The organism is Faecalibacterium sp. AF10-46 (assembly GCF_003604105.1).
In the GTDB taxonomy this organism is placed as follows: Bacteria; Bacillota; Clostridia; order Oscillospirales; family Ruminococcaceae; genus Faecalibacterium; species Faecalibacterium taiwanense.
In genome coordinates this window covers 252,145-274,341 of record NZ_QVGY01000002.1, presented here as the reverse complement: position 1 = coordinate 274,341, position 22,197 = coordinate 252,145, and the positions used below count along the sequence as shown (strand labels likewise).

The window sequence follows — 22,197 nt, the reverse complement described above, 5'->3', positions numbered from 1 at the left end:
GATCAAAGATTTGCACTGCGCACCTTTTCGCTGCCTGCAAGGCCGAGATACAGCCTGCTCTCCACCGGGCACAGAGCTGTCACGCCGCCTGCACCCTTGCTGGAGACCGTCCGCTTCCAGCTGCCGTCTGCCGTATCTACAGCTTCCGCGCAGGGCGCATCGGCAGGCAGACTGAATAGCTTTTCCTGCAGATTCCGGCCTGCACGCAGGGCAATGCCCCGCAGCAGGGTGCTGTCGGCGTTCTTTTCCAGCCAGCTGCTGCGCGCCCACCGGTAGCCGATGTACAGGGTGCCGTCTGCATCCATAGCAAGCGCACCGGGATACCCCGGCAGGCCGGAAACAAAGCTCTGGCAGTTTTTACCGCCCGCCGTCAGGTCGCGGGCATCGGCGGCAGCGCTCCACACACAGCGGTTCCCAAGGTCAGCCACGAACAGCGTGCTGCCGTCCCGGCTCAGGGCCAGCCCGGAAGCACCGGCCACACCGCCCAGCACCTTCTGCACCGTGCGTGCTGCCGGGTCGTATACATACACGCAGCCCGTGCCGGTGTGGGCCAGCAGTTCGGTGCGCAGGGTGCTTTCCAGCCCGTTTGCGGCGCTGGCACTGGCAGCAACGGCAAAGTAGATCCTGCCGTCCGGCGCGGCTTCCACCGCCGAGACTGCGCCCAGCGGTGCACCGTCGATCTGGGTCACTACCTGCTCCACCGCCGTGCCCCAGCTGTCGTGGGCGGCGCGGCACAGGCTGCCGCCGCCGGGCGTGAGGATGCTCAGCCACAGGTCCCCGCTGCCGTCAAAGGCAAAACCGGTCAGCTCACCGTCCACGGAAAGGATGGCCGCATCGTGTCCGCCGTCGGTGCGTACAAGGTCGCTCGTGCGCTTTTTTAAGGCTGCGCCGTCGTATGCTGCGGCATACACAAGGCCGTCCTGTGTGCGGATGCAGTCCACACCCTGATATTCGCCCAGATCCAGCGTTCCCTTATGATCGGCGGCAAGGGCCGTCTGTGCTGCACCGGTGTCCTGCCGGACATCCGGCGCGGTGTAGCCTTGTGGCGGCGTATCGATGGGCCGGAACACCAGTGCGTACACCAGCGCCAGCAGGATGCACACGCCAAACACCGTGCTGGCCGTGCGGAACCGCTTGAGCAGCGCGTCCCGCTCCACCGCCATCTGGGCCGCATACTCGGCACGGCGGCGGGCAGCGCGGGCATTGGCGCGGTTTGCCCGGCGCATCCAGCGATCCACGAACAATGCCACCTGCGGCCCGATGGTGAGCGACGCAATGGCAAGGATGAGCAGAAATTCAACAAGTCCGATCCTCATAGGGCTTTTTCCTTTATCTTCAGAGCTTTTTCAGGGGGGATATCCCCTTATCGTTTCAGTATAGCATCTGTGGCGCGGCAGTTCAAGCACCCAACTCTGTCTCCCGGCTTTTGCCGCCGCCTGCCGCCTTTTTCTCCATCTTTCCTGCCAAAGCCTTTTTTGCCGTGCTGAAATATGCTATACTGATTATAAATATGGCATTCTGCACCGGAATGCCGCATGTCAGTGTAAAAGAGGATAACATGGAAGCATTCAAATATCATGTGCAGCCGGGCCGCTACCGGCATTTCAAGGGCAACGAATACGAAGTGCTGGGCATGGCCCGCCACAGCGAGACCGAAGAGGAAATGGTGGTGTACCGCGCCCTGTACGGGGAACGCGGGCTTTGGGTGCGTCCTGCCGCCATGTGGTGCGAGACCGTGGAGCGGGACGGCAAAGTGCAGCCGCGCTTTGTGCGCATTGAGGAGTGAACCGGCAGTTTTTGCCGATGGGATAAAACGGAGGGTGATACTTTTGTACAGTGAACAGAAACAGGCGCTTGCCGCCGAACTGAGCTTCAAGCATCCGGCAGTGCTGGCTGTCAGCGGTTCCGCAGGCAGCGGCAAGACCGCTCTGCTGGCCGCGCTGCTGCCGGTGCTCAAGAGCCGCGGGCTGAAGGTGGGCGTGATCCGCGAGGCTGACGACCTGCGCCTGCCCGCCGAGACCGACCGCCTGCATGAGGCCGGTGCCGAGGGTGTGGCCGTGTTTACTGCCGGGCGCTATCTGCTCACCGAGCAGTTCCGCCTGAACGAGCAGGACCTGCTGGCTTTGTTCGAGCGCCACGGCTACGACCTTGTACTGCTGGAAGGCTTTGGCGACAGCGGCTGGGCCAAGATCGAGGTGGTGCGCAGCTCGGTCAGCCCGGTAGGCACCGCCTTCCAGCCCATGGCCATCGTGGGCGATGTACCGGACGCTGATTTCGCACTGGACGATCCTGCTGCTCTGGCAGACTGGATCGAGAACCAGATGCCGTCCCTGTAACGGAGGTTCTGCATGAAACTCATCCGTACCGAAGACGCTGTCGGGCAGGTGCTCTGCCACGACATCACACAGATCATTCCCGGCCAGTACAAGGGAGCACGCTTCCGCAAAGGGCACATCGTCCAGCCGGAGGATATCCCCGTGCTGCTCTCCATTGGCAAAGAAAATCTCTATGTCTGGGAGAAGCGCCCCGGCATCCTGCACGAGGACGAAGCCGCTGCCCTTTTGTACAAGGCAGCGGCGGGCCGCAACATCCACGGCACTGAGCCGAAGGAAGGCAAGATCGAACTGGTTGCCGACTGCGACGGTCTTTTGAAGATCGACCGCGCCGCCCTGCTGGCCGTGAACCGCACACCCCAAATGATGATCGCTGTCATCCACGGCGACCTGCCCGTGAAAAAGGGCCAGAAGCTGGCCGGCACCCGCATCATCCCGCTGGTGATCGAGCAGGAGAAGATGGATGCCATGCAGGCTGCGGCCGGCAGCGAACCCATCCTGAACGTGCTGCCTTTCCGCCCGAAAAAGTTTGCGGTCATCACCACCGGCAGCGAGGTATTCAAGGGACGCATCGAAGACAAATTCACCCCCATTCTGGTGGGCAAGCTGGCCGAATACGGCTGCGAGATGACCTATCACAAAACCTGCGACGATGACCCCGCCGGGATCACCGCCGCCATTCTGGAAGCAAAGGCCGCAGGCTGCGAGCTGATCTTTACCACCGGCGGCATGAGCGTAGACCCCGACGACCGCACGCCGCTTGCCATCAAGAACACCGGTGCCGAGATCATCACCTATGGCGCACCGGTGCTGCCGGGTGCCATGTTCCTTGTGAGCTATCTGGACGGTGTGCCGGTGTGCGGCCTGCCCGGCTGCGTAATGTACGCCAAGCGCACCATTTTTGACCTGCTGCTGCCGCGCCTGCTGGCCGACGACCCCATCACTGCCGAGGACATTGCCCGGCTGGGCGAGGGCGGGCTGTGCTTAGGCTGCGCCGAATGCCACTGGCCCAACTGCGGCTTCGGGCATTGCTGATCTTCAGCTTGCTCGCCCTCTCCGTCTTTGCTTCGCAAATCCACCTCTCCCAAAGGGAGAGGCCTTGGCAAAGAGATGAAACTTGCGTGGACTGCCAAGGGCTCCCACTTTGGGGGAGCTGGCGAATGAAATGAGCCTGAGAGGGCGAGGACGTTTGAAAATTTGATTCATTTTAACAAGAAAGATACGATCTTTATGAACGAAAAGAATCTGACTCATTTTGATGCGTCCGGCAGCGCCGTGATGGTAGATGTGAGCGAAAAGCCCGCCACTGCACGGCAGGCTGTGGCCCGCGGCATCATCACTATGAATGCGGCAGCCTTTGCCGCTGTTCGGGACGGCACCGCCCAGAAGGGCGACGTGCTGGGCGTGGCCCGCATTGCAGGCATCATGGCGGCCAAGCGCACCAGCGAGCTGATCCCCCTGTGCCATCCGCTGCCGCTGAGCAAGCTGACTGTAGATTTTCACCTTCTGCCTGAACAGCAGGCCGTAGAGGCCGTGTGCACCGCCAGGACCATCGGCGTGACCGGCGTGGAAATGGAAGCTCTGACCGGCGTTTCTGCCGCGCTGCTCACCATCTACGATATGTGCAAGGCCGTGGATAAGGGCATGGAGATGGGCGAGATCCACTTGGTCGAGAAGACCGGCGGCAAGAGCGGGCACTATGTGCGGGCCGAGGGCGGCTATGTTTGATGCATACGGCCGCAATATCCACTATCTGCGCCTTTCGGTCACCGACCTGTGCAACCTGCGCTGCCGCTACTGTATGCCGGACGGCGTGCCAAAGCTGGCCCACGAAGATATTCTGACCTATGAGGAATTTCTGCGGCTGGCTGCGCTGTTCGCCCAGTGCGGCATCGACACGGTGCGCATCACCGGCGGTGAACCGCTGGTGCGCCGGGGCGTGGAACAACTGACGGCGGGCCTGAAAGCCATTCCCGGCATCCACCGCGTTGCCCTTACCACCAACGGCGTGCTGCTGGCCCAGAAGCTGCCCGCCCTGTTGGCGGCGGGCCTTGACAGCGTGAACATCAGCCTTGACACCTTGCACCCGGAGACCTTCCGGCGCATCACCGGCAAAGACGAGCTTGCCGCCGTGCAAAACGGCATCCGGGCGGCCCTTGCCAGCGGCATACCGGTCAAGCTGAACTGTGTGCCGCAGCCCGGCGTGAACGAGGGCGAGCTGGAAAGCCTTGCTGCCCTCGCACAGGAGCATCCGCTGCAGGTGCGCTTTATTGAGATGATGCCCATTGGCTTTGGTGCCGGGCTGCCCGGCCTTTCCGGCCCGGAACTGCTGGAGCGCTTTTACCGCCGCTGGCCGCAGCTGCAGCCGGTGACCAGTGCGGCCTTTGGCGATGGGCCGGCGGTGTATTATTCTGCGCCCGGCTGGCGCGGCAGCATCGGGTTGATCGCTGCCGTGCACGGCAAATTCTGCGCTTCCTGCAACCGGGTGCGGCTGACAAGTCAGGGCTTTCTGCGTCCGTGCCTTGCCAGCGAATCCGGCACCGACCTGCGCGCTCTGCTGCGCAGCGGCGCGGACGACGCGGCCCTTTTGCAGGCCATTCAAAACACGATTCTGGCAAAACCCCGGGAACATCACTTCGGCCAAGGCTCCATGCCCGCCACACGAGGGATGTACCGGATCGGAGGATAACACAAATTTATGGGTAAAATTCTGGCTATCTGCACAAGCCCCCGGCGCGGTACCTTGAAAACGCCGGTGCCGTCCGCTGTTCTCTCCCCGGAGTGGGGTATTGTGGGCGATGCCCACGGCGGCAGCTGGCACCGGCAGGTCAGCCTGCTGAGCGCGGAAAAAATTGAAGCTTTCCGTCAAAAGCTCTGGGTGGACTACGGTGCCTTTGGCGAAAATCTGGTGGTGGAAGGGTTCGATCTTGCCACCCTGCCGGTGCCCAGCTTTTTTGCCATTGGGGATGCCGTGCTGGAAATGACCCAGATCGGCAAGGAGTGCCACAGCGGCTGCGCCATCCGCCAGCAGACCGGCGACTGCATCATGCCGCGGGAGGGCGTGTTCGCACGGGTGGTAAAAGGCGGCACCATCCACACCGGCGACGAGATGAAGCTGCTGCCCACCCCGGCAGACCTGCCCCTGCGCGCGGCGGTGATCACCCTTTCCGATAAGGGCAGCCGCGGCGAACGGGAGGACAAAAGCGGCCCGCTCATTGTGGAAATGCTCACCGCCACAGGCTACAAGGTGGAGGAAGCGCTGCTTCTGCCGGACGATGCCGCCCAGCTCAAAACCCAGCTGCTGCGCCTTGCGGATGCCCGTCAGGTGAACCTGATCCTCACCACCGGCGGCACCGGCTTTGCACCCCGGGATATCACCCCGGAGGTGACTTTGAGCGTAGCCGAACGCAACGCGCCCGGCATTGCCGAGGCCATGCGGTACCATAGCCTTACCATCACACCGCGCGGGATGCTCAGCCGCGGTGTCAGCGTGCTGCGCGGCAAGACCCTGATCGTGAACCTGCCGGGCAGCCCTAAGGCCGTAAAAGAAAACCTCGCGTACATCCTGCCCAGCCTTGCGCACGGCATCCGCCTTGCCGCCGGGCTGGACGGCGAATGCGCCCAGAAGTAAAAAAGTATCCCGGTGGGCGGCACCGCATCCTGTACCGTATCAAATGCAAAGATTCATTTTAAAAACAGGAGCGCTTATCATGAACAACACTAAAATTTCCCGCCGCAGCTTTCTGGCTGCTGCCGGTATCGCCGGTGCCGCTGCGGCCCTGACCGCCTGCGGCTCCTCCGCTTCCAGCACTGCATCTTCCGTGGCAGGCTCTGCCGCTGCTTCTTCTGAAGCTACCGGTGGATCCATGGAGCTGATCGTGTTTGCCGCCGCATCCCTCACCGAGACCCTCACCGCCATCGGTGAGACCTACTCGGCAGAACACCCGGAGGTGACCTTCCGCTTCAACTTCGACTCCTCCGGCACCCTCAAGACCCAGATCCAGGAAGGCGCGGACTGCGACCTGTTCATCTCCGCCGGTCAGAAGCAGATGAACCAGCTGGACAGCACCGCTTCCACCGATGTGAACACCGAAGGACTGGACTTTGTGGACAGCGATTCCCGCGTGGACCTGCTGGAGAACAAGGTCGTTCTGTGCGTGCCCGAGAATGGCGATAAGGGCATCGACAGCTTCGATTCTCTGGCCGAGCACCTCAAGGCCGGGGACATTCTGTTCTGCATGGGCAACAGCGATGTGCCCGTGGGCCAGTACACCCAGAAGATCCTTGCCTACTACGCTCTGGACGAGGAAGCACTGGCCGCAGCCGGTGTCATCACCTACGGCTCCAACGTCAAGGAGGTCACCACCCAGATCACCGAAGCCAGCGTGGATGCCGGTGTCGTGTACCGCACCGATGCCTACAGCGCAGGCCTGACCCCCGTGGATGAGGCCACCAAGGAGATGTGCGGTCAGGTCATCTACCCTGCCACCGTGCTGAAGGCCGCCCCCAACGCCGAGGCTGCCAGGGAGTTTCTGGCCTATCTGCAGACCGACCGCGCCGCGACCGTGTTCGAGAGCGTGGGCTTCAGCGCACTGTAAATCCGTTGTTTTTCAGAGCTTCCCCTCCGGGGGAAGCCTTTTTATTCGGAGGTATCATTTATGGACTGGTATCCCCTTTGGAACAGCCTGCGCATCGCCCTCGTCAGCTGCGCGGCGGTGTTCTTCCTTGGCATTTTTGCCGCCTACTATATTGCCAAGCTGCCGCGCACTGTCAAGGGCGCGCTGGACGTGGTGCTCACCCTGCCCATGGTGCTGCCGCCCACGGTGGTGGGCTATTTTCTGCTGCTTTTGTTCGGCGCAAAGCGGCCGCTGGGTGCCTTTTTCATGGAGCATTTCGGCGTGAAGCTGGTCATGAACTGGTACAGTGCCATCTTTGCATCCATCGTGGTGGCCTTTCCGCTGATGTACCGCACGGCGCGCGGCGCGTTTGAAAGCTTTGACGAAACGCTGGCATGGTCGGCGCAAACGCTGGGCCAGTCGGACGTGTGGATCTTCTGGCGGGTGCGGATGCCCTGCTGCCGTCAGGGCATTCTGGCCGGCACGGTGCTGGCCTTTGCCCGCGCGCTGGGCGAGTACGGTGCCACCAGCATGATCGCAGGCTACACCCCCGGCAAGACCGCCACCATTGCCACCACCGTGTACCAGCTGTGGCGCACCAACGACGAAGCCGGTGCCATGCGCTGGGTGCTGGTGGATATCGTGATCTCGGCAGTGGTGCTGCTGGCCGTGAATCTGCTGGAGAAAAAACAGAAAGCAGGTGGCCGCGCATGAATCTTGAAGTGAACATTACCAAAAAGCTGAATGGCTTTACCCTTCACGCCAACTTTGCCGCGCGCAGCACCGCCACGGCCATTCTGGGCGCGTCCGGCTGCGGCAAAAGCATGACCCTGCGCTGCATTGCCGGTATCGTAAAGCCGGATGCGGGCCGCATCGTACTGGACGGCCGGGTGCTGTTTGACAGCGCCCAGCACATCGACCTGCCGCCGCAGCAGCGCGGCGTGGGCCTGTTGTTCCAGAACTACGCACTGTTTCCCAACATGACCGTGGAGCAGAACGTGCTCTGCGGCCTGAAAGCCGAAAAAGACAAGGCCGCCCGCAAGGCCCGCTGCGCCGAAATGCTGCAGGCCATGCGGCTGGAATCCCTTGCCAAGCGCTACCCGGCCCAGCTTTCCGGCGGACAGCAGCAGCGCACCGCACTGGCACGCATCCTTGTGGGCAGGCCCAAAATTCTGATGCTGGACGAGCCGTTCAGTGCGCTGGACAGCTACCTGCGCGAAGAAGTGGAGGGCGAAGTGGGCAGCCTGCTGGCCGGGTTTGGCGGCACGGCGCTGCTGGTCACCCACAACCGTGACGAAGCCTACCGCCTGTGCCGGGATATGATCGTGATGGATGGCGGGCAGGTGCTGCGCACCGGCGGCACCAAAGAGGTGTTTGCAGACCCGCAGAGCACCACCGCTGCACGGCTGACCGGCTGCAAGAACATTCTGTCCTGCACCCGCGTGGATGCCCACACCGTGCGCCTGACCGGCTGGGATGCGCCCCTTCACCTTGCCGCCGAGGTGCCGGAAACCTGCACCGCCGTGGGCATCCGCGCCCACGACTTTGCCCCCTGCGCACCAGCTGCGCCGAACGCTCTGCCGGTGCAGCTGAACTCCGCCAGCGAGAATCCCTTTGACTGGAACCTGATCTTTACCGCGCCGGACGGCACCACCCGCCTGTGGTGGAAGGTGAACAAGACGAACCTGACCGCTGCGTCGCCGGAGGCACCGGCGTTTCTGGGCACTGCACCGCAGAACATCATGCCGCTGGGGTGACGGACAGCGTAAAAACCGCCCTGCAGGGCGCTGTGGAAAGCAGCGGCTTTGCAAAGCCGCACAGCACATCCCACGGCCAAACAGCCGCACCTTATCCACAAGCTCACTATTATATGCGCCAAACTCGGAATTGTGCAGGTCGGAAAGCACCACCATCCGGCTGGGCCTGCGGTCTGCCCCGCAAACTCCGGCTGTGCAGGGCCGTTTTTCTGTGGTATACTGGTACTGGAAGCAGCCCGCCGCTGCGGGCACTTTTTTGAAAAGCATTCACGCAAACTTCACAGCTTTTTTTTATTCTTGCTGTATGATATTCTGGTCAAGAAGTCTATTATTGAGGAAGGTGTCTGTATTATGGCTAAGATCCTGATCGTTGACGATGAGCCGCGCATCCGCGAGCTGATCCGCGAACATTTACAATATTCCGGTTATATCTGTGAAGAGGCCGCTGACGGAACAGCTGCGCTGACCCAGCTTTCCGGCGGAGCCTTCGATCTGGTCATTCTGGACCTGATGATGCCGTTCATGGACGGTATGACCTGCCTGCGGGAGATGCGCGCCCGCCACATCAACACGCCGGTCATCATCCTGACCGCCCGCGGCGAGGAATACGACAAGCTGGCCGGCCTGGAGAGCGGTGCCGACGACTACGTTGTCAAGCCCTTCTCTCCCCGTGAGCTGGTAGCCCGCGTCAAGGCCGTGCTGAACCGCACCATGCCCAAGCCCGCCGCTGCCTCCGACACCATGACCTTTGGTGAGCTGACCATCGACACGGCCAGCCACACGGTGCGCGTTTCCGGCGAGGAGGTGGCCCTGACCCCCAAGGAGTTCGACCTGCTGGTGTTCCTTGCTTCCAACAAGGGCATCGCCCTCAGCCGTGAAAAGATCCTGCAGAAGGTGTGGAACTACGACTACTTTGGCGAGGACCGCACCGTGGATACCCATGTCAAAATGCTGCGGGGCCATCTGGGCAAGTGCCGCAGCTACATTGCTACCGTGTGGGGCATCGGCTACAAATTCGACCCCGACGCAACGCGCTGATAAAGGAGCGGAGGATTCATGCGGCACCATCACTCCCCCGGCATCCGCGGCCAGCTGATGTGGTTTTTGTGTTGTATCTGTCTGTTCCTGCTGGCACTGGTGTGGTTTCTGTCCACCCAGCTGCTGGAACCGCTGTACACCAAGCACATTGAAAAACAGCTGACCACTCAGGCAGAAAGCATCACCGCCGAGCTGGACAAGGCTATTGCAAACGGCGAATCCCTTTCGGCATGGTCTTTTGGCCATCTTACGGTCAACACCACGTTTTTTGACCGGCTTGCCACCCAGCTGTACGCCAGCGGTTCGCTGAACAGCTTCTGTGTGGATATTTCCGATACCACCATGCGCACGATCTATAAGATCGAGAACCAGTCCTACTGCAACCTGCACGAAACGCTGCTCTCGGATTCCGCCAACAACGATATGATCGTTTCCACCGCTGTGGCCATGCGCAAGAAATGCCGCACCACCGGCGGCTTTGTGCAGACCCTGAATCCGCCGCGGCTCTCCGGCTCGGCACAGCTGCTGGTAGGGCGCAACACCTCCGGCGGCGAGTACACCGTTCTGGTCACTACCAGCCTTGTGCATGTGGCCGAAGCCGGCAAGGTGCTGAGCACCGTGCTGCCCATGGCAGCGGCGCTGATCTTTGCCTTTGCCATGACGGCGGCATGGCTGTTCAGTGAGTGGTTCACAAAGCCGCTGCGCCAGCTTTCCAGCGCTGCCCGCCAGATGGCCATGGGCAACTATGCCGTGCAGGTGGATACCCGCCGCAGCGATGAGCTGGGCGATCTGGCCCGGGACTTCAACCACATGGCAAGCGAGGTGCAGCATTCTTCGCAGATGCAGCGCGACCTGCTGGCCAACGTCTCCCACGACCTGCGCACCCCGCTGACCCTTATCAAGGGCTATGCCGAGACGGTGCGCGACATTACCGGCGACGACAAGGCCCACCGCGATGAGCAGATGAACATTATCGTGGACGAGACCGACCGCCTGACCGCACTGGTCTCCAGCGTGATGGAGCTGAGCAAGGTGACCAGCGGTGCCGACAAATGCGAGCGCGTGCACTTTGATATGGGCCAGCTGTGCGACGAGGTGAGTGAACGGTACGATGCCATCTGCGCCCAGAACGGCTGGCAGCTCCAGCTGGAGCTGCCGGACGAGGAACTGCCCGTTTACGCAGACCCCAACATGATGCAGCGCGCACTGCATAACCTGCTGGGCAACGCCATGCACCATATCGGCAAAGACGGCATCTTCATCCTGCGGGCCCAGCGCTGCACCGAGGGCGTGCGGATCGAGGTGGAGGACCACGGCCCCGGCATCTCTGCCGACGACCTGCCCTATATCTTTGATCGGTACTACCGCTCCCGTTCGGATGCCGGCAAGCAGGGCACTGGTCTGGGCCTTTCCATCACCAAGGCCATCTTCCAGCAGCACGGCTTCCGCTTTGGTGTGCAGAGCGCCATCGGCATGGGCACTACGTTCTGGTTCATCATGAACGACCTGCCCGCCAATGCAGCCGAGATGGCCGGGCAGGAATAATCAGGAATAATTTTAAAGCCGGGATGACCGTGTGGTCGTCCCGGCTTTTGCTTTTTCTATAGAGCATCGTTTCTGCCTGCAATGCTGCGGCCATTCCAAATGATTTACTGGCTGGAATCTGCTGTGCGATAAATTCCGAATGTATTATCCGGTGCGGGCATTTCCACCCGGGAGGCACGATCATTCACAGCCCACATCATCCAGCCCATTGCAGCCAGTGCCGCCAGAATGATGATCCATTTGACAAAATTCGGCAGTTTTTTCATAGAAGATCCTTCAAATCCGTTTTATACTTTATTTTATATTTTCCGCTTTTATTCCGGTCTGCAAAGCTTCCGTGCACATCTGAGCAGCTCTTCGGCCTGCTGGCTGTCCAGCTGCTTCACCCATGCACCGCGCGGCACAGCGCCTGCGCCGGTGCTGCCCGCTTCGGCAAAGCTGGCAAGGTTCGAGTCGGTGCGGCTTTGCCATGCGGAAAAGCCTTCCGGTGCAATGTGGGCTCCCAGACGGCAGTCCAGCACGGCAGTCTTTCCGGTGGGCCGCCACGGCCTGCCCAGAAACACTGTGCCTGTCGGGCAGTTGTCCGAGACAAAATCGCAATCCCAGAACACAAAGCCAAGGCCATCGGCACAGCCCGAGGGAGCCGTGACGTAGCTTGCAGGCAGGTGGTTGTTCACGGTGCGGATGGTGCACTGCTCAAACAGAGCGTCCGCGCCGCCAAAAATAAAATCGATATCTCCCGCGATCTCGCAGTGCCGGTAATACTGGGCCGTCGGGCGGCGGGGCGCAAAGCGGCCCGGGCCAAGGAAGCCATCCTTCTCCCGCTCCTTCTCCGGCAGAGGGGCGCAGAACAGCGTATCCTGATTGCCTAGCAGCCGCACATTCTCAAAGAGGGTGTGAGAGCAGTCCACATAAGCCGCCACGGCCTGCCCCACCTTTGCCCCAGGGCCGGCATCGTTTTCAATGGTCAGGTCCTGCACCCGCAGTTCTGTCCCCCGGAAAAACGCGGTATAGCTGCGGAAGGTGTGGGTGGGCCTGCCGTCCGGGTGCGGCAGTTTGCCGCCGTCGCCCCACACGATGCGGGTGCTTTCCATGCCTGCGCCGATCAGGGTGATATCCTGTTTTTCGCACACCAGCTTTTCGCGGTAAACGCCCGGACCAATGCGGATCTCTGCTGCGCAGGCATAAGGCACGGCCAGCACCGCTTCGGACACCGAAGCAAAATCGCCGCTGCCATCCTGCGCTACGGTTATGGTAAGCATGTTTCTGTCCTCCCGTTTTGTTTCTATGCTTCCATAGTATACCTTCTCCTCCGTCGAAAATCAACGAAGTTTGTATGAACATCAAACGCATTTTTCCAGCCGCAGCACCGCCGCCGTAATGTCGTCCGGCCTGCCGGTCTTCTGGGCGCGCACGCGGGCCGTTTCCACCAGCGTCTTTGCAACTTTTTCCGGCGCATCTCCTGCCGCAGCGGAAAGCTCCAGCTGCTTTGCCACCCAGCCCGGACCGTCCACCAGCAGCCCGTCCGAGACCAGCACCGCATAATCGCCCACCGTCAAATGCACCACCCGGCTCTGGCCGTTCACTCCGCCCAGAATGCCCACCGGCAGGCTGGTGTCGCCCACAGCACGCACCCGCCCGCCGTGCACAAGGAAGCCCGGTGCCGCACCGGCCTTGAACAGCCTTGCCGTGCCGGTGTAAAGATCCACGCTGATGAGGTCCAGCGTGGCACCGCTCTCATCCTCACTTTTCAGGGCAAGGGCCACGTTGACCAGCCTTGCCGCCAGCTCTGCGGTAAAGCCCGCCTTGAGCAGCCGGGCCGTCAGCTCGGCGGCAAGGTTGCCATCCACGGCTGCAGGCCTGCCGGTGCCCATGCCGTCGCACAGGATCATCTGCGCTGCCGCCGGGCTGCAGAACTGCTGCACCGCATCGCCGGAAATACTGCCCCGTGCCGCCGCGCCCGCCATGCCGAACACGGCCCGCAGCACAGGCTTTTCGCTGAACAGCAGGGTGGTCATTCCCTTGCAGGAAAGCACCTGCGGCACTTCCAGCGTGCGGCGGCAGATGCGGCCCACCTCCCCGGCCAGCGCGGCCAGCTCCTGCGCCGAGAAGCGGGTGCGCGGCAGCGTGACCGCCGCATGGGTGCGGCCCAGATCATCCAGCGTGACGGCACACTCCTGCGGCGGAGTGCCAAGCTGCGCAAAAAAGTCCGCCACCCGGCCGGATTTATAGGGTTCCGGGTCGCCCGGACGGCCCAGCTGTTCTCCCAACACGCCCAGCGCTTCGGCCACGGCGCTGTACTGCTCGGTCAGGGCAGTGCGCATGGCTTCGGCATGAAGGCGGGCCTCCTTGCGGCTGCGGTACAGCGCAAAGGAGCGGTTTGCCGCTGCGCACAGTGCTGCCGGGTGGATGCACCGGGATAATTGCCCGGGCAATTGAGCCGTTTCCAGCCCGCCGCTGCTTTCCAGCAGAGGGCGCAGTGCTTCCATGCCCTCCAGCGTGGCGGCATACTCCTGCTTCCAGCAGGTATCCCGCCGTCCGCAGTTAAAACAAAGGGTATCATGTGTGTTATCAATTACCCAATGGAAATCCTCACACCGGTGCGGCAGCGTTTCGTAGACATCGTTCACGGTCTCGGCCAGCGATGCAAGGCTCTGGGACACCTGTTCCAGCCGGGTGGCCGCTGCACTGTACTGCTGCGGTTGGGCCTGCCCTGCCTGCGGCTTTTCTTCCGGCTCCGGCACAAGCCATGCTGCGGGCATGGCCGCTACGGCCGTGATGCCGATGCAGACGTTCAGCAGATATTGGAACGCGCTCCCGGGCGGCTGCACACAGAGTGCACCGGTCACGCAGCCGCCCGCGTAGGCGGCTACCGTTTCCATGCGCCGTCCGGGTGCCAGCACCGCCGCTGCCGCCGTGGCACAGGCAAGGCCGGATGCCGCAAAGCTGAGGGCCGGGTCTGCCGCGCACAGCGCAGCGCCAAGCACCGCGCAGGCTGCAAGCGCGGCTTTGGCCTGCCCTTTGCTGCATAAATACAGTTCCAGCGCCGCGCAGACGATCACGCCCGGCAGCAGCTGCCACAGCTGCACACTGCCCAGCGCCGCCGCTGCGGCCGCACCCACCAGAAGCATCCCGGCACCCGGCTTTTCGGGCGCAAACTGCCGCAGACAAAAGCCCATGGCTGCGGCCAGCAGGGCATCTGCTGCACTGTAAAACACCAGCTCTGCCCCGCCGCCGCCAAAGGCAAAGCACAGCGCCACGCCCACCAGCGTGCCGCAGCCCGCCAGTGCCGCCGGGGTCAGTGTTCTGGCACCCATCCACCGCGCTGCCACTGCAGCACCCAGTGCGCACAGCATACAGACACTGCGCAGCGAGAGCGCTCCAAACCCGTGCAGCAGCACACCCAGCGCCGCACCCGCCGCACAGGGGGCAAAGCAGTCCTCTGCAAAGCCCAGCACAAAGCCCAGACCAAAAGGCATCAGTGCACCGTACAGAACGGCCCAGCCGCCCGCAAATCCCACTGCCACAGCCGCCAGCCTGCGCGCTGCCGGACGCAGCTCCGCCCGCCGTGCCAGCGCTGCCCGCTGTCTGTTCTGCCGCCCGACCGCTGCCAGACCCATCCGCTCTGTCATAAAAACTCCCCGCTTTCCGGCGGGGCGTTGTGGTTCTGTTCCCCGCGCTTTCTACATATACTGTAGCGCGGGCGCGCGGCGATTTTTGGCGCGGTGCAGTGTTCTGCCGCAAACCGGCCCAAAGACGCAAAAAAGCCCTGCAGCGTTCAAAAATGCTGCAGAGCTTTGTGGTTTTATGGCAAAAATCAGCCGTTCAGCTTTTCAATTGCCGCTTTTACGCGGGCAAGGGTGGTTTCGCGGCCCATCATGCAGGCAAGGTCGGTGCCGCCGCCGGGGGTGCGCTGCTTGCCAGAAAGGGCAATGCCCAGCGGGTACAGCAGCCAGCCGTTCTTCTTGCCCAGCTCCTCAGCCTTGGCCTTGCAGGCATCGAAGACGGCATCGCGATTGCCAAAATCCAGTGCTTCGTCGCTGAGCACAGGCAGCAGGGCTTCCAGTGCCTCCTTGGCGGTCTCCGGGGTGGTCTTCTGCTTCTTGTTGGCGTACATGCTCACATCGTAGTCGGGCATGGCATCAAAGAAATCCAGCTGCTCCGGGATCTCGCCCAGCACTTCGCAGCGGGGCTGCAGGTTTGCGCACAGCAGCTTCTTGTCGATGGAGGTGTGCACGGCCTTGTCGATCCACGGCTCCGCCTTCTTCTGGAACTCTTCCGGGGACAGGCGGCGGATATATTCTGCGTTGATGGCCCGCAGCTTGAGGGGATCGAAGATGGCCGGAGACTTGGAGATGCCGTCCGGAGACCAGATCTTGACCAGCTCCGGCAGGGAGAAAATCTCCTGCTCGGCATACTCGCCCTTGGGGCTCCAGCCCAGCAGGCAGATGTAGTTCAGCACGGCCTCGGTCAGGTAGCCCTTTGCTACCAGATCCTGATAGCTGGCATCGCCGTTGCGCTTGGAAAGCTTATTCTGCGCGTCCTTCATGACCGGCGGGCAGTGGATATAGGTGGGGATCTCCCAGCCGAACGCCTGATACAGCAGGTTGTACTTGGGGGTAGAGGACAGATACTCGCTGCCGCGGATCACGTGGGTGATGCCCATGAGGTGATCGTCCACCACATTTGCAAAGTTGTAGGTGGGCATGCCGTCGGTCTTGATGAGGATCTGGTCGTCCATCTCGCTGTTGTTCACCTCGATGTGGCCGTACACCACATCGTCGAAGCCGGTCACGCCCTCGCGGGGGATCTTCTGGCGGATAACATAGGGTTCCCCGGCAGCAAGACGCTTTTCCACTTCGTCCTTGGGCAGGTCGCGGCAGCATCCGTCGTAGTGGGTCATCTCACCGTTGGCGCGCTGCTCGGCGTGCAGGGCCTCCAGACGCTCCTCGGTGCAGAAGCAATAGTATGCCTTGCCCTCTGCCACCAGCTGCTCGGCATACTGCTTGAACATGCCCATGCGCTCGCTCTGCACATAGGGGCCCACGGGGCCGCCGATGTCCGGGCCTTCGTCCCACAGCAGGCCGGTCTCCCGCAGGGTGTTGTAGATGACATCCACCGCACCCTCCACATAGCGGCCCTGATCGGTATCTTCGATGCGCAGGATGAAGGTGCCATCCTCGTGCTTGGCCATCAGGTAGGTGTACAGAGCAGTGCGCAGGTTGCCAACGTGCATATAACCCGTGGGCGACGGCGCAAAACGGGTGCGGACTTTATTGCTCGGCATAGAAAAACGCTCCTTTATTCTCATGCAAAAAATTTGCGGATAGCTATGTTTTATTGTACTGATTCTGCGCAGTTTTGTCAATGCGGGATAACATCATGCATTCACAGCGCCGCTTTTCTTTTTGTTCGCACTATGCTATACTCAACGCAACAACTCGGAATTTATAAAGGAGAATATTGATGAAACTATTTTTATGTTCGCACTTTTCAAGTGTAGGAAGTCTGATAAAGGAAGAAATTGAAAATAAGAAAGTCGCATTTATTCCAACAGCTTCACTGCGTGAAGGCTACACCGGTTATGTCGGCTCGGCTCGAAAATTATTCAAAAAGTTGGGAGCAATCGTAACTGAAATTGATATTTCAACGGAGGCTTATTCAACGATACAGTCTGTTTTTGAAGATGCGGATGTGATATATTTTACCGGCGGAAATTCTTTTTTCCTTATAGACCAGCTCCGTAAAACGGGAACGGATGAGCTGTTGAAGAAAGAATTGGCAAAGGGAAAACTGATGATTGGTGAATCGGCAGGTGCAATTATATGCGCTCCAAGCATCCAATATATCGAGCAAATGGATGAAAAGCCGGAGGACTACTCACAAGAAGATGATGCAGGGCTTGCTTTGATTGATTTCTATGTTCTTCCGCATTATCTTACAGCACCATTTAAGAAAGTTACCGAGAAAATAATGACTGAGTTTTCGGATTTGAATCTATGCCCAATTAACAACCGTCAGGGAATTGTAATTGATGGTGAAGATTCAAAGGTTATTTGCAAAGACTAATTTGAAAATTCGCGTTTGTGGAGCGAAGCGGAACAATGAAAGCCCCAGTGGGGCTTTTAAGCGACAGAACGGTCTTGCGGCAGCAAGATGGAGGGGCCTCGCCCCGACAAGTTCGCGTTTGTGGAGCGAAGCGGAATAATGAAAGCCCCAGTGGGGCTTTTAAGTGACAGAACGGTCTTGCCGCAGGCAAGATGGAAGGGCCTCACCCCGACAAGTTCGCGTTTGCACAGCGCAGCGGAACAATGAAAGCCCCAGTGGGGCTTTTAAGTGACCGAACGGTCTTGCCGCAGGCAAGATGGAAGGGCTTTGCCCCGACAAGTTCGCGTTTGCGCAGCGAAGCGGAACAATGAAAGCCCCAGTGGGGCTTTTAAGCGACAGAACGGTCTTGCGTAGCAAGATGGAGGGGCTTTGCCCCGACAAGTTCCAGTTTGCCGTACAGCACTGAACATTGGAAAAGCCCCTGCATTCCAAAACGGATGCAGGGGCTTTCTTTTTGTTTACTTCAGGATAATTTCGCCGTTTTCACCGGCATCCACCACAAGAGTGCTGCCGGAAGCCAGCGTACCGTCGATCAGGCGCTCGGCGGCGGGGTCTTCCACGGCCTTGCGGATGACGCGGCGCAAATCGCGCGCACCAAACTTGCCGCCCTCGGCCTTTTTCACCAGTGCCTTGAGCGCTGCCGGGGTGTAGCTGTAAGCGATGCCCTTGGCCTCCATGCCGGGCTTGTACTCGTCCAGCATCAGGGCCGCAATGCCCTGCAGCGTCTGTTCCGTCAAAGGCTTGAAGGCGATCACTTCATCCACACGGCCAAGGAACTCCGGCCGCAGGAACTGGGCCAGCGCCTTGCGGGTCTTTTCCTCGCTGAGCTGTTCCTCGCTCTTATTGAAGCCAAGCCCACCGGTACTCTGGTCGCTGCTGCCGGCGTTGGAGGTCATGCAGATGACCGTGTTGGAAAAATCCACCGTGCGGCCCTGTGCATCGTTGATCTTGCCCTCGTCCAGAATCTGCAGCAGGATGTTCATGACATCCGGGTGCGCCTTTTCGATCTCATCGAACAGCACCACGCTGTAGGGGCGGCGGCGCACCTTCTCGGTGAGCTGACCGGCCTCCTCGTAGCCCACATAGCCTGGAGGCGAACCGATCATGCGGGACACCGCGTATTTTTCCATATACTCGCTCATGTCCAGACGGATGAGCGGGTCGGGGCCGTCGAACAGCTGATTTGCCAGCTGTTTGACCAGCTCGGTCTTGCCCACGCCGGTGGGGCCCACAAAGATGAAGCTTGCGGGACGGCGGCGGCCGGAAAGATCGGCGCGGCTGCGCTTGATGGCCTGCGCCACCAGATGCACGGCCTCGTCCTGCCCGATGATCTTCTTTTTCAGCTCGCCCTCAAGGTTTGCCAGCTTTGCGAACTCGGTCTCGCGGATCTTCACCGCCGGGATGCCGGTCCACAGCTCGATGACCTTGGCCACATCGTCCATGGTCACCTGGATCTCGCTGGCAGCAGCCTGCTTTGCGGGCAGGTCGGCTTCGAGCTTTGCAATGCGGGTCTTGCGCTCGGCCACGCGCTCGTAGTCGATGGGCTCGTTCACATCCGCATTCTCCATCTCGGCTTCTTCCTGCTTGAGGGCATCCAGCTCCTTCTGCATCCCGAGGTACTCTGAGATGACCGGGTGGGCCAGATTGCAGCAGGCGCAGGCTTCGTCCAGCAGGTCGATGGCCTTATCGGGCAGATAACGGTCGGTGATATAGCGCTCACTCAGGGTGACAGTGGCGGAAAGCACATCGGCAGGCACCTGCACATGATGGTGCTGCTCATAATAGTGCTTGATGCCGTTCATCACGGCAAGGGTATCGGCCACGCTGGGTTCTTCCACCCGCACGGGCTGAAAACGGCGTTCCAGCGCCTGATCCTTCTCGATATACTTGCGGTACTCGTTGAAGGTGGTGGCACCGATGACCTGAATTTCACCACGGGAGAGGGCGGGCTTCAGGATATTGCCCGCGTTCATGGCACCCTCGCTCTCACCGGCAGAGGTGATAGTGTGGATCTCGTCGATGAACAGGATCACGTTGCCTGCGGCCTTCACCTCGCTCAGCAGGCCCTTGACCCGCTGCTCGAACTGGCCGCGGAACTGGGTGCCTGCCACAAGGCTGGTGAGGTCCAGCAGATAGATCTCCTTATCCTTCAGGCCGATGGGCACATCCCCCTTGGCAATGCGCTCCGCAATGCCCTCGGCAATGGCGGTCTTGCCCACACCGGCTTCGCCGATCAGGCAGGGGTTGTTCTTCTGACGGCGGCTCAAGATCTGGATCGTGCGGTAAATTTCGCGGTCGCGGCCAATGATATCGTCCAGCTTTCCTTCCCGGGCCTTGCGGGTCAGATTCTCGCAATAGGTATCCAAAAATTTGCGCTTAGGCGGCTTTTTGCCGTTTTTGCGGTCGGCCTTTTTGTCGCCATCCTTCTTCTCGCTGCTGGTAAAGCCCAGCGGGAAGGTGGCATTGCTGCCGGGGATCAGATCTTCGTCCATGCTGTCCGGGTCAGCATCCTCGCCGCCGTTCGCCATGTTCATCATCATGGAGAGCGGGTTTGCATCGCCCATCTCCTCCATCATGCTTTCCATGCGGTTCTCCATGTTATCAAGATCCTGATCCGACATGCCGAACTGCTTCATCAGATCGTCCACCGGCTTGATGTGCAGCTCACGGGCGCAGTGCAGGCAGTAGCCCTCCTGCTTCATCTGACCATTGTCCATCCGCTGGATGAAGATGATCGCCGGACGTTTCTGGCATCGAATACAGACCATAGTTCCTCCTTTATGCAAAACCCTTTACAGGAAAGGGTTGAAGAGATTGAAGATTTTGTAGTAAAGACTGCTGCTCATCACCGTATCGTTGAGCACATTCAGGTTGCCGCCTGTGATGACGATGATGCCCCACAGGATGCACAGCACCAAATAGATATCCAGCAGCGCCGTGGCACCGCCCACAAGCCAGCCAAGGCCGCGGTTTACCGTGCCAATGACCGGCAGCTTGTTCACAAGGCCCAGCACCGTGACCAGCATACTGACCAGCAGGCGCAAAAGCGCGTAGAACAAGAAGAACAGCACCAGCGTGATCACCGGTGTGAGCAGCGGCTGCAGCACGTTTTCCACAATGGAATCGGCCAGCACCACCGCGTTATCGGCCAGCACAGCGCCAATGGAGCGCTCGCAGGCTGCCACGATGGAAGTGCGGAAAGAAGCAGGCAGGAAGCCCGCATACTTTTCCGCAATGCCGGAAAGGTCTACCGCACCGCCCGCAGCAATGTTTGCTGCGATCTGGGTGCGGAAGCCACCTGCCAGCATGTGTTCGAACACCCAGCCGGCGCAGGCAGCGGAAAGCTCCTTGGCCCCCAGCAGACTGAACAGGTTGCCCGCCAGCTGCACAATGGACGAAAGAAAGCCCTTGCGCGCATAGCGCACCACCAGAATGATCCATGCTGCCGTGCATATGATATCAAAAAGAAATGACGGATTCTTGAACATACCTTGTTTTCCCTGTTATTTTTATCACTTTCCCCGCAAGAGTGCTATTTTCGCATGATCTTCTCACCCAAAAATCACTGTCCGCTGGAAGCTGTCTGCTCCGGCGGTGTGACCACCTGCACCGTGTTGCCGGTGAACACCAAAATCTGCCTACCCTCAATCAGCGCCCGGGGCCGGGCCGAAAGCGGCTGGCTCCACTGGAACTCGCCCACACTGTTGAAGCGCTCCACCGTGCTGTCGGTGAGCAGGTAGAAGCCGTCGTTCTTTGCCCGGATGATCTGGCTGGCCGAGAGCACGCTGCCGCTGTAACCCACAGTCAGCTCCCCGTCCAGCAGCACCGCCGTGCTGGTCTGGCCATTGCTCAGCAGCAGGGCTGCACCGTTACTGGTGTTGGACACGCTGACGAGGGTGCCGCCGCCAAAATCGTAGCTGGCGCGTTCGCCTGCGCTGCCGCCGCTCGTGTTGTACAGCACGGCGCGGTTCTCATAAAGCACCAGCAAAAAGCCGTTGGACATCCAGCCCATCCACTGGGGCACACTGTTCTCGGAGCCAAGGCATACCGGGTCGCCCTGCGAGAGGGGCAGTACATAAAGGTTCGTGGTCAGCTGGCCGCCCACCGCCGATACAGCGGCCACGGCAAGGCGGCGGCTGTCCGGCGCAAAGGCCATGCGCAGCGGAGTGCCCTGCTCACTGGTCAGGTTCCACACCAGCTGCTGCTGCATACTGGAATTGTAAACGGTCAGCTTTGCCACGCTGTCGGTGCTGTCGGTCACCACAGCCACCTGTCCGGCATCTGCCACGGCGCACAGCGAGATGGTGCTGTCCATGGTTTTGGTATAAAGGTTCTGGGTGCGGCTTTCCACCCGAAGCTCATTGCCGGAGCGGTTGTACAGCACAAAGCGGGTCTTGCCTGCAGCAATGGCCGGGCGGGCATAGCCGCTCTGGATGCTGTTCAGGCGGGTGCCGCCAAGACTGTATACCACGCAGCTGTCGCCGCCCATCTCCACAAAGCTGCCGGACATCTGCGCCACCGCATCCGGGTCGGTGATGCCGGTCTGCTGCGGCCAGCCTGCGGCTGGTGCCAGCGCGATGACGGCAGTATCCACAAGGTCTTTTGCGCGCGCAATGGAAGACCCCACTGCGCCGGTGGCAAACAGGACAAGGATGGTCAACACCGCTACGATGATGACGGTGCGGCGGATGCGCCGTGTGCGCACCCGGGCCCGGGCGGCTTCCAGATATTCGACGCGCCCGGCAGAAAGCGGCTCCCCTTCGGCGGAATGTCCGCCGCGGCGAATTTTGCTCATGAATG

Annotated in this window: 20 protein-coding genes; 12 read left to right on the top strand and 8 right to left on the bottom strand. The window is 60.7% G+C overall.

Annotation, left to right across the window (positions count from 1 at the left end; translation table 11 throughout):
- Positions 1-2: 2 nt before the first annotated feature.
- Positions 3-1,316 carry an SMP-30/gluconolactonase/LRE family protein gene (locus tag DWV57_RS04665; RefSeq protein ID WP_120020124.1) on the bottom strand — a complete coding sequence of 438 codons (1,314 nt, stop codon included), beginning with the start codon at positions 1,314-1,316 and terminating at the stop codon, positions 3-5.
- A gap of 242 nt (positions 1,317-1,558) precedes the next feature.
- Between DWV57_RS04665 and DWV57_RS04660 the strand changes: the two genes are divergently transcribed.
- The 11 genes from DWV57_RS04660 to DWV57_RS04610 all read left to right on the top strand — a co-directional run bounded on the left by DWV57_RS04660 (position 1,559) and on the right by DWV57_RS04610 (position 11,289).
- Complete coding sequence (locus tag DWV57_RS04660; protein ID WP_154256597.1) at positions 1,559-1,786, top strand: DUF1653 domain-containing protein; 228 nt, start codon at positions 1,559-1,561, stop codon at positions 1,784-1,786.
- A gap of 34 nt (positions 1,787-1,820) precedes the next feature.
- Positions 1,821-2,336, top strand: coding sequence for a molybdopterin-guanine dinucleotide biosynthesis protein MobB (locus tag DWV57_RS04655; protein WP_243089047.1), 516 nt, complete (start codon positions 1,821-1,823; stop codon positions 2,334-2,336).
- A gap of 12 nt (positions 2,337-2,348) precedes the next feature.
- Positions 2,349-3,368 carry a molybdopterin-binding protein gene (locus DWV57_RS04650; RefSeq protein WP_120020122.1) on the top strand — a complete coding sequence of 340 codons (1,020 nt, stop codon included), beginning with the start codon at positions 2,349-2,351 and terminating at the stop codon, positions 3,366-3,368.
- Between the two features lie 195 nt (positions 3,369-3,563).
- On the top strand, positions 3,564-4,061 hold the full coding sequence (gene moaC / locus DWV57_RS04645; protein WP_120020121.1) for a cyclic pyranopterin monophosphate synthase MoaC: 498 nt from the start codon (positions 3,564-3,566) through the stop codon (positions 4,059-4,061).
- Positions 4,054-5,022: a GTP 3',8-cyclase MoaA gene (gene moaA, locus DWV57_RS04640; protein WP_120020120.1), complete on the top strand. Its 969-nt coding sequence runs from the start codon at positions 4,054-4,056 to the stop codon at positions 5,020-5,022. Before moaC ends, moaA begins: the two co-directional genes overlap by 8 nt.
- 9 nt (positions 5,023-5,031) lie before the next feature.
- A complete protein-coding gene (locus tag DWV57_RS04635) occupies positions 5,032-5,964 on the top strand; it encodes an MOSC domain-containing protein (RefSeq protein ID WP_120020119.1) in 933 nt (310 codons plus the stop codon).
- 79 nt (positions 5,965-6,043) lie between these two features.
- Positions 6,044-6,931, top strand: a complete 888-nt coding sequence (gene modA / locus DWV57_RS04630) for a molybdate ABC transporter substrate-binding protein (RefSeq protein WP_120020118.1) — start codon at positions 6,044-6,046, stop codon at positions 6,929-6,931.
- 60 nt (positions 6,932-6,991) lie between these two features.
- The gene (gene modB, locus DWV57_RS04625; RefSeq protein ID WP_097774260.1) at positions 6,992-7,663 is read left to right on the top strand and encodes a molybdate ABC transporter permease subunit; all 672 of its coding nucleotides are present in this window, start codon (positions 6,992-6,994) and stop codon (positions 7,661-7,663) included.
- The gene (locus DWV57_RS04620) at positions 7,660-8,706 is read left to right on the top strand and encodes an ATP-binding cassette domain-containing protein (RefSeq protein ID WP_120020117.1); all 1,047 of its coding nucleotides are present in this window, start codon (positions 7,660-7,662) and stop codon (positions 8,704-8,706) included. The genes modB and DWV57_RS04620 overlap by 4 nt, the downstream gene beginning before the upstream one ends.
- Positions 8,707-9,057: 351 nt before the next feature.
- Positions 9,058-9,744, top strand: a complete 687-nt coding sequence (locus tag DWV57_RS04615) for a response regulator transcription factor (protein WP_044953253.1) — start codon at positions 9,058-9,060, stop codon at positions 9,742-9,744.
- Positions 9,745-9,762: 18 nt separating this feature from the next.
- Positions 9,763-11,289 (top strand): HAMP domain-containing sensor histidine kinase, encoded by a 1,527-nt coding sequence (locus DWV57_RS04610; protein WP_118527741.1) that lies wholly within the window; start codon positions 9,763-9,765, stop codon positions 11,287-11,289.
- A gap of 104 nt (positions 11,290-11,393) precedes the next feature.
- On the opposite strand, the gene DWV57_RS14440 is transcribed toward DWV57_RS04610, so the two are convergent.
- From DWV57_RS14440 to gltX, 4 genes are all read right to left on the bottom strand, one after another.
- A complete protein-coding gene (locus DWV57_RS14440; protein ID WP_165852638.1) occupies positions 11,394-11,555 on the bottom strand; it encodes a hypothetical protein in 162 nt (53 codons plus the stop codon).
- Between the two features lie 48 nt (positions 11,556-11,603).
- Positions 11,604-12,551 (bottom strand): pectinesterase family protein, encoded by a 948-nt coding sequence (locus DWV57_RS04605; protein ID WP_120020116.1) that lies wholly within the window; start codon positions 12,549-12,551, stop codon positions 11,604-11,606.
- 81 nt (positions 12,552-12,632) lie between these two features.
- Positions 12,633-14,921 (bottom strand): PP2C family protein-serine/threonine phosphatase, encoded by a 2,289-nt coding sequence (locus DWV57_RS04600; RefSeq protein WP_243112300.1) that lies wholly within the window; start codon positions 14,919-14,921, stop codon positions 12,633-12,635.
- Positions 14,922-15,106: 185 nt separating this feature from the next.
- Entirely contained in the window at positions 15,107-16,576 is a 1,470-nt protein-coding gene (gltX, locus tag DWV57_RS04590; RefSeq protein WP_120020115.1) for a glutamate--tRNA ligase, read from the bottom strand.
- A 179-nt stretch (positions 16,577-16,755) separates the two neighbouring features.
- Here gltX and DWV57_RS04585 point away from each other — a divergent pair, with 179 nt between their 5' ends.
- Entirely contained in the window at positions 16,756-17,358 is a 603-nt protein-coding gene (locus tag DWV57_RS04585) for a Type 1 glutamine amidotransferase-like domain-containing protein (RefSeq protein ID WP_120020114.1), read from the top strand.
- 497 nt (positions 17,359-17,855) lie between these two features.
- On the opposite strand, the gene DWV57_RS04570 is transcribed toward DWV57_RS04585, so the two are convergent.
- From DWV57_RS04570 to DWV57_RS04560, 3 genes are all read right to left on the bottom strand, one after another.
- A complete protein-coding gene (locus DWV57_RS04570) occupies positions 17,856-20,165 on the bottom strand; it encodes an ATP-dependent Clp protease ATP-binding subunit (RefSeq protein ID WP_118527731.1) in 2,310 nt (769 codons plus the stop codon).
- A 24-nt stretch (positions 20,166-20,189) separates the two neighbouring features.
- The gene (locus DWV57_RS04565) at positions 20,190-20,885 is read right to left on the bottom strand and encodes a hypothetical protein (protein ID WP_120020113.1); all 696 of its coding nucleotides are present in this window, start codon (positions 20,883-20,885) and stop codon (positions 20,190-20,192) included.
- Positions 20,886-20,959: 74 nt separating this feature from the next.
- A complete protein-coding gene (locus DWV57_RS04560) occupies positions 20,960-22,192 on the bottom strand; it encodes a DUF5711 family protein (RefSeq protein ID WP_120020112.1) in 1,233 nt (410 codons plus the stop codon).
- Positions 22,193-22,197 lie beyond the last annotated feature (5 nt).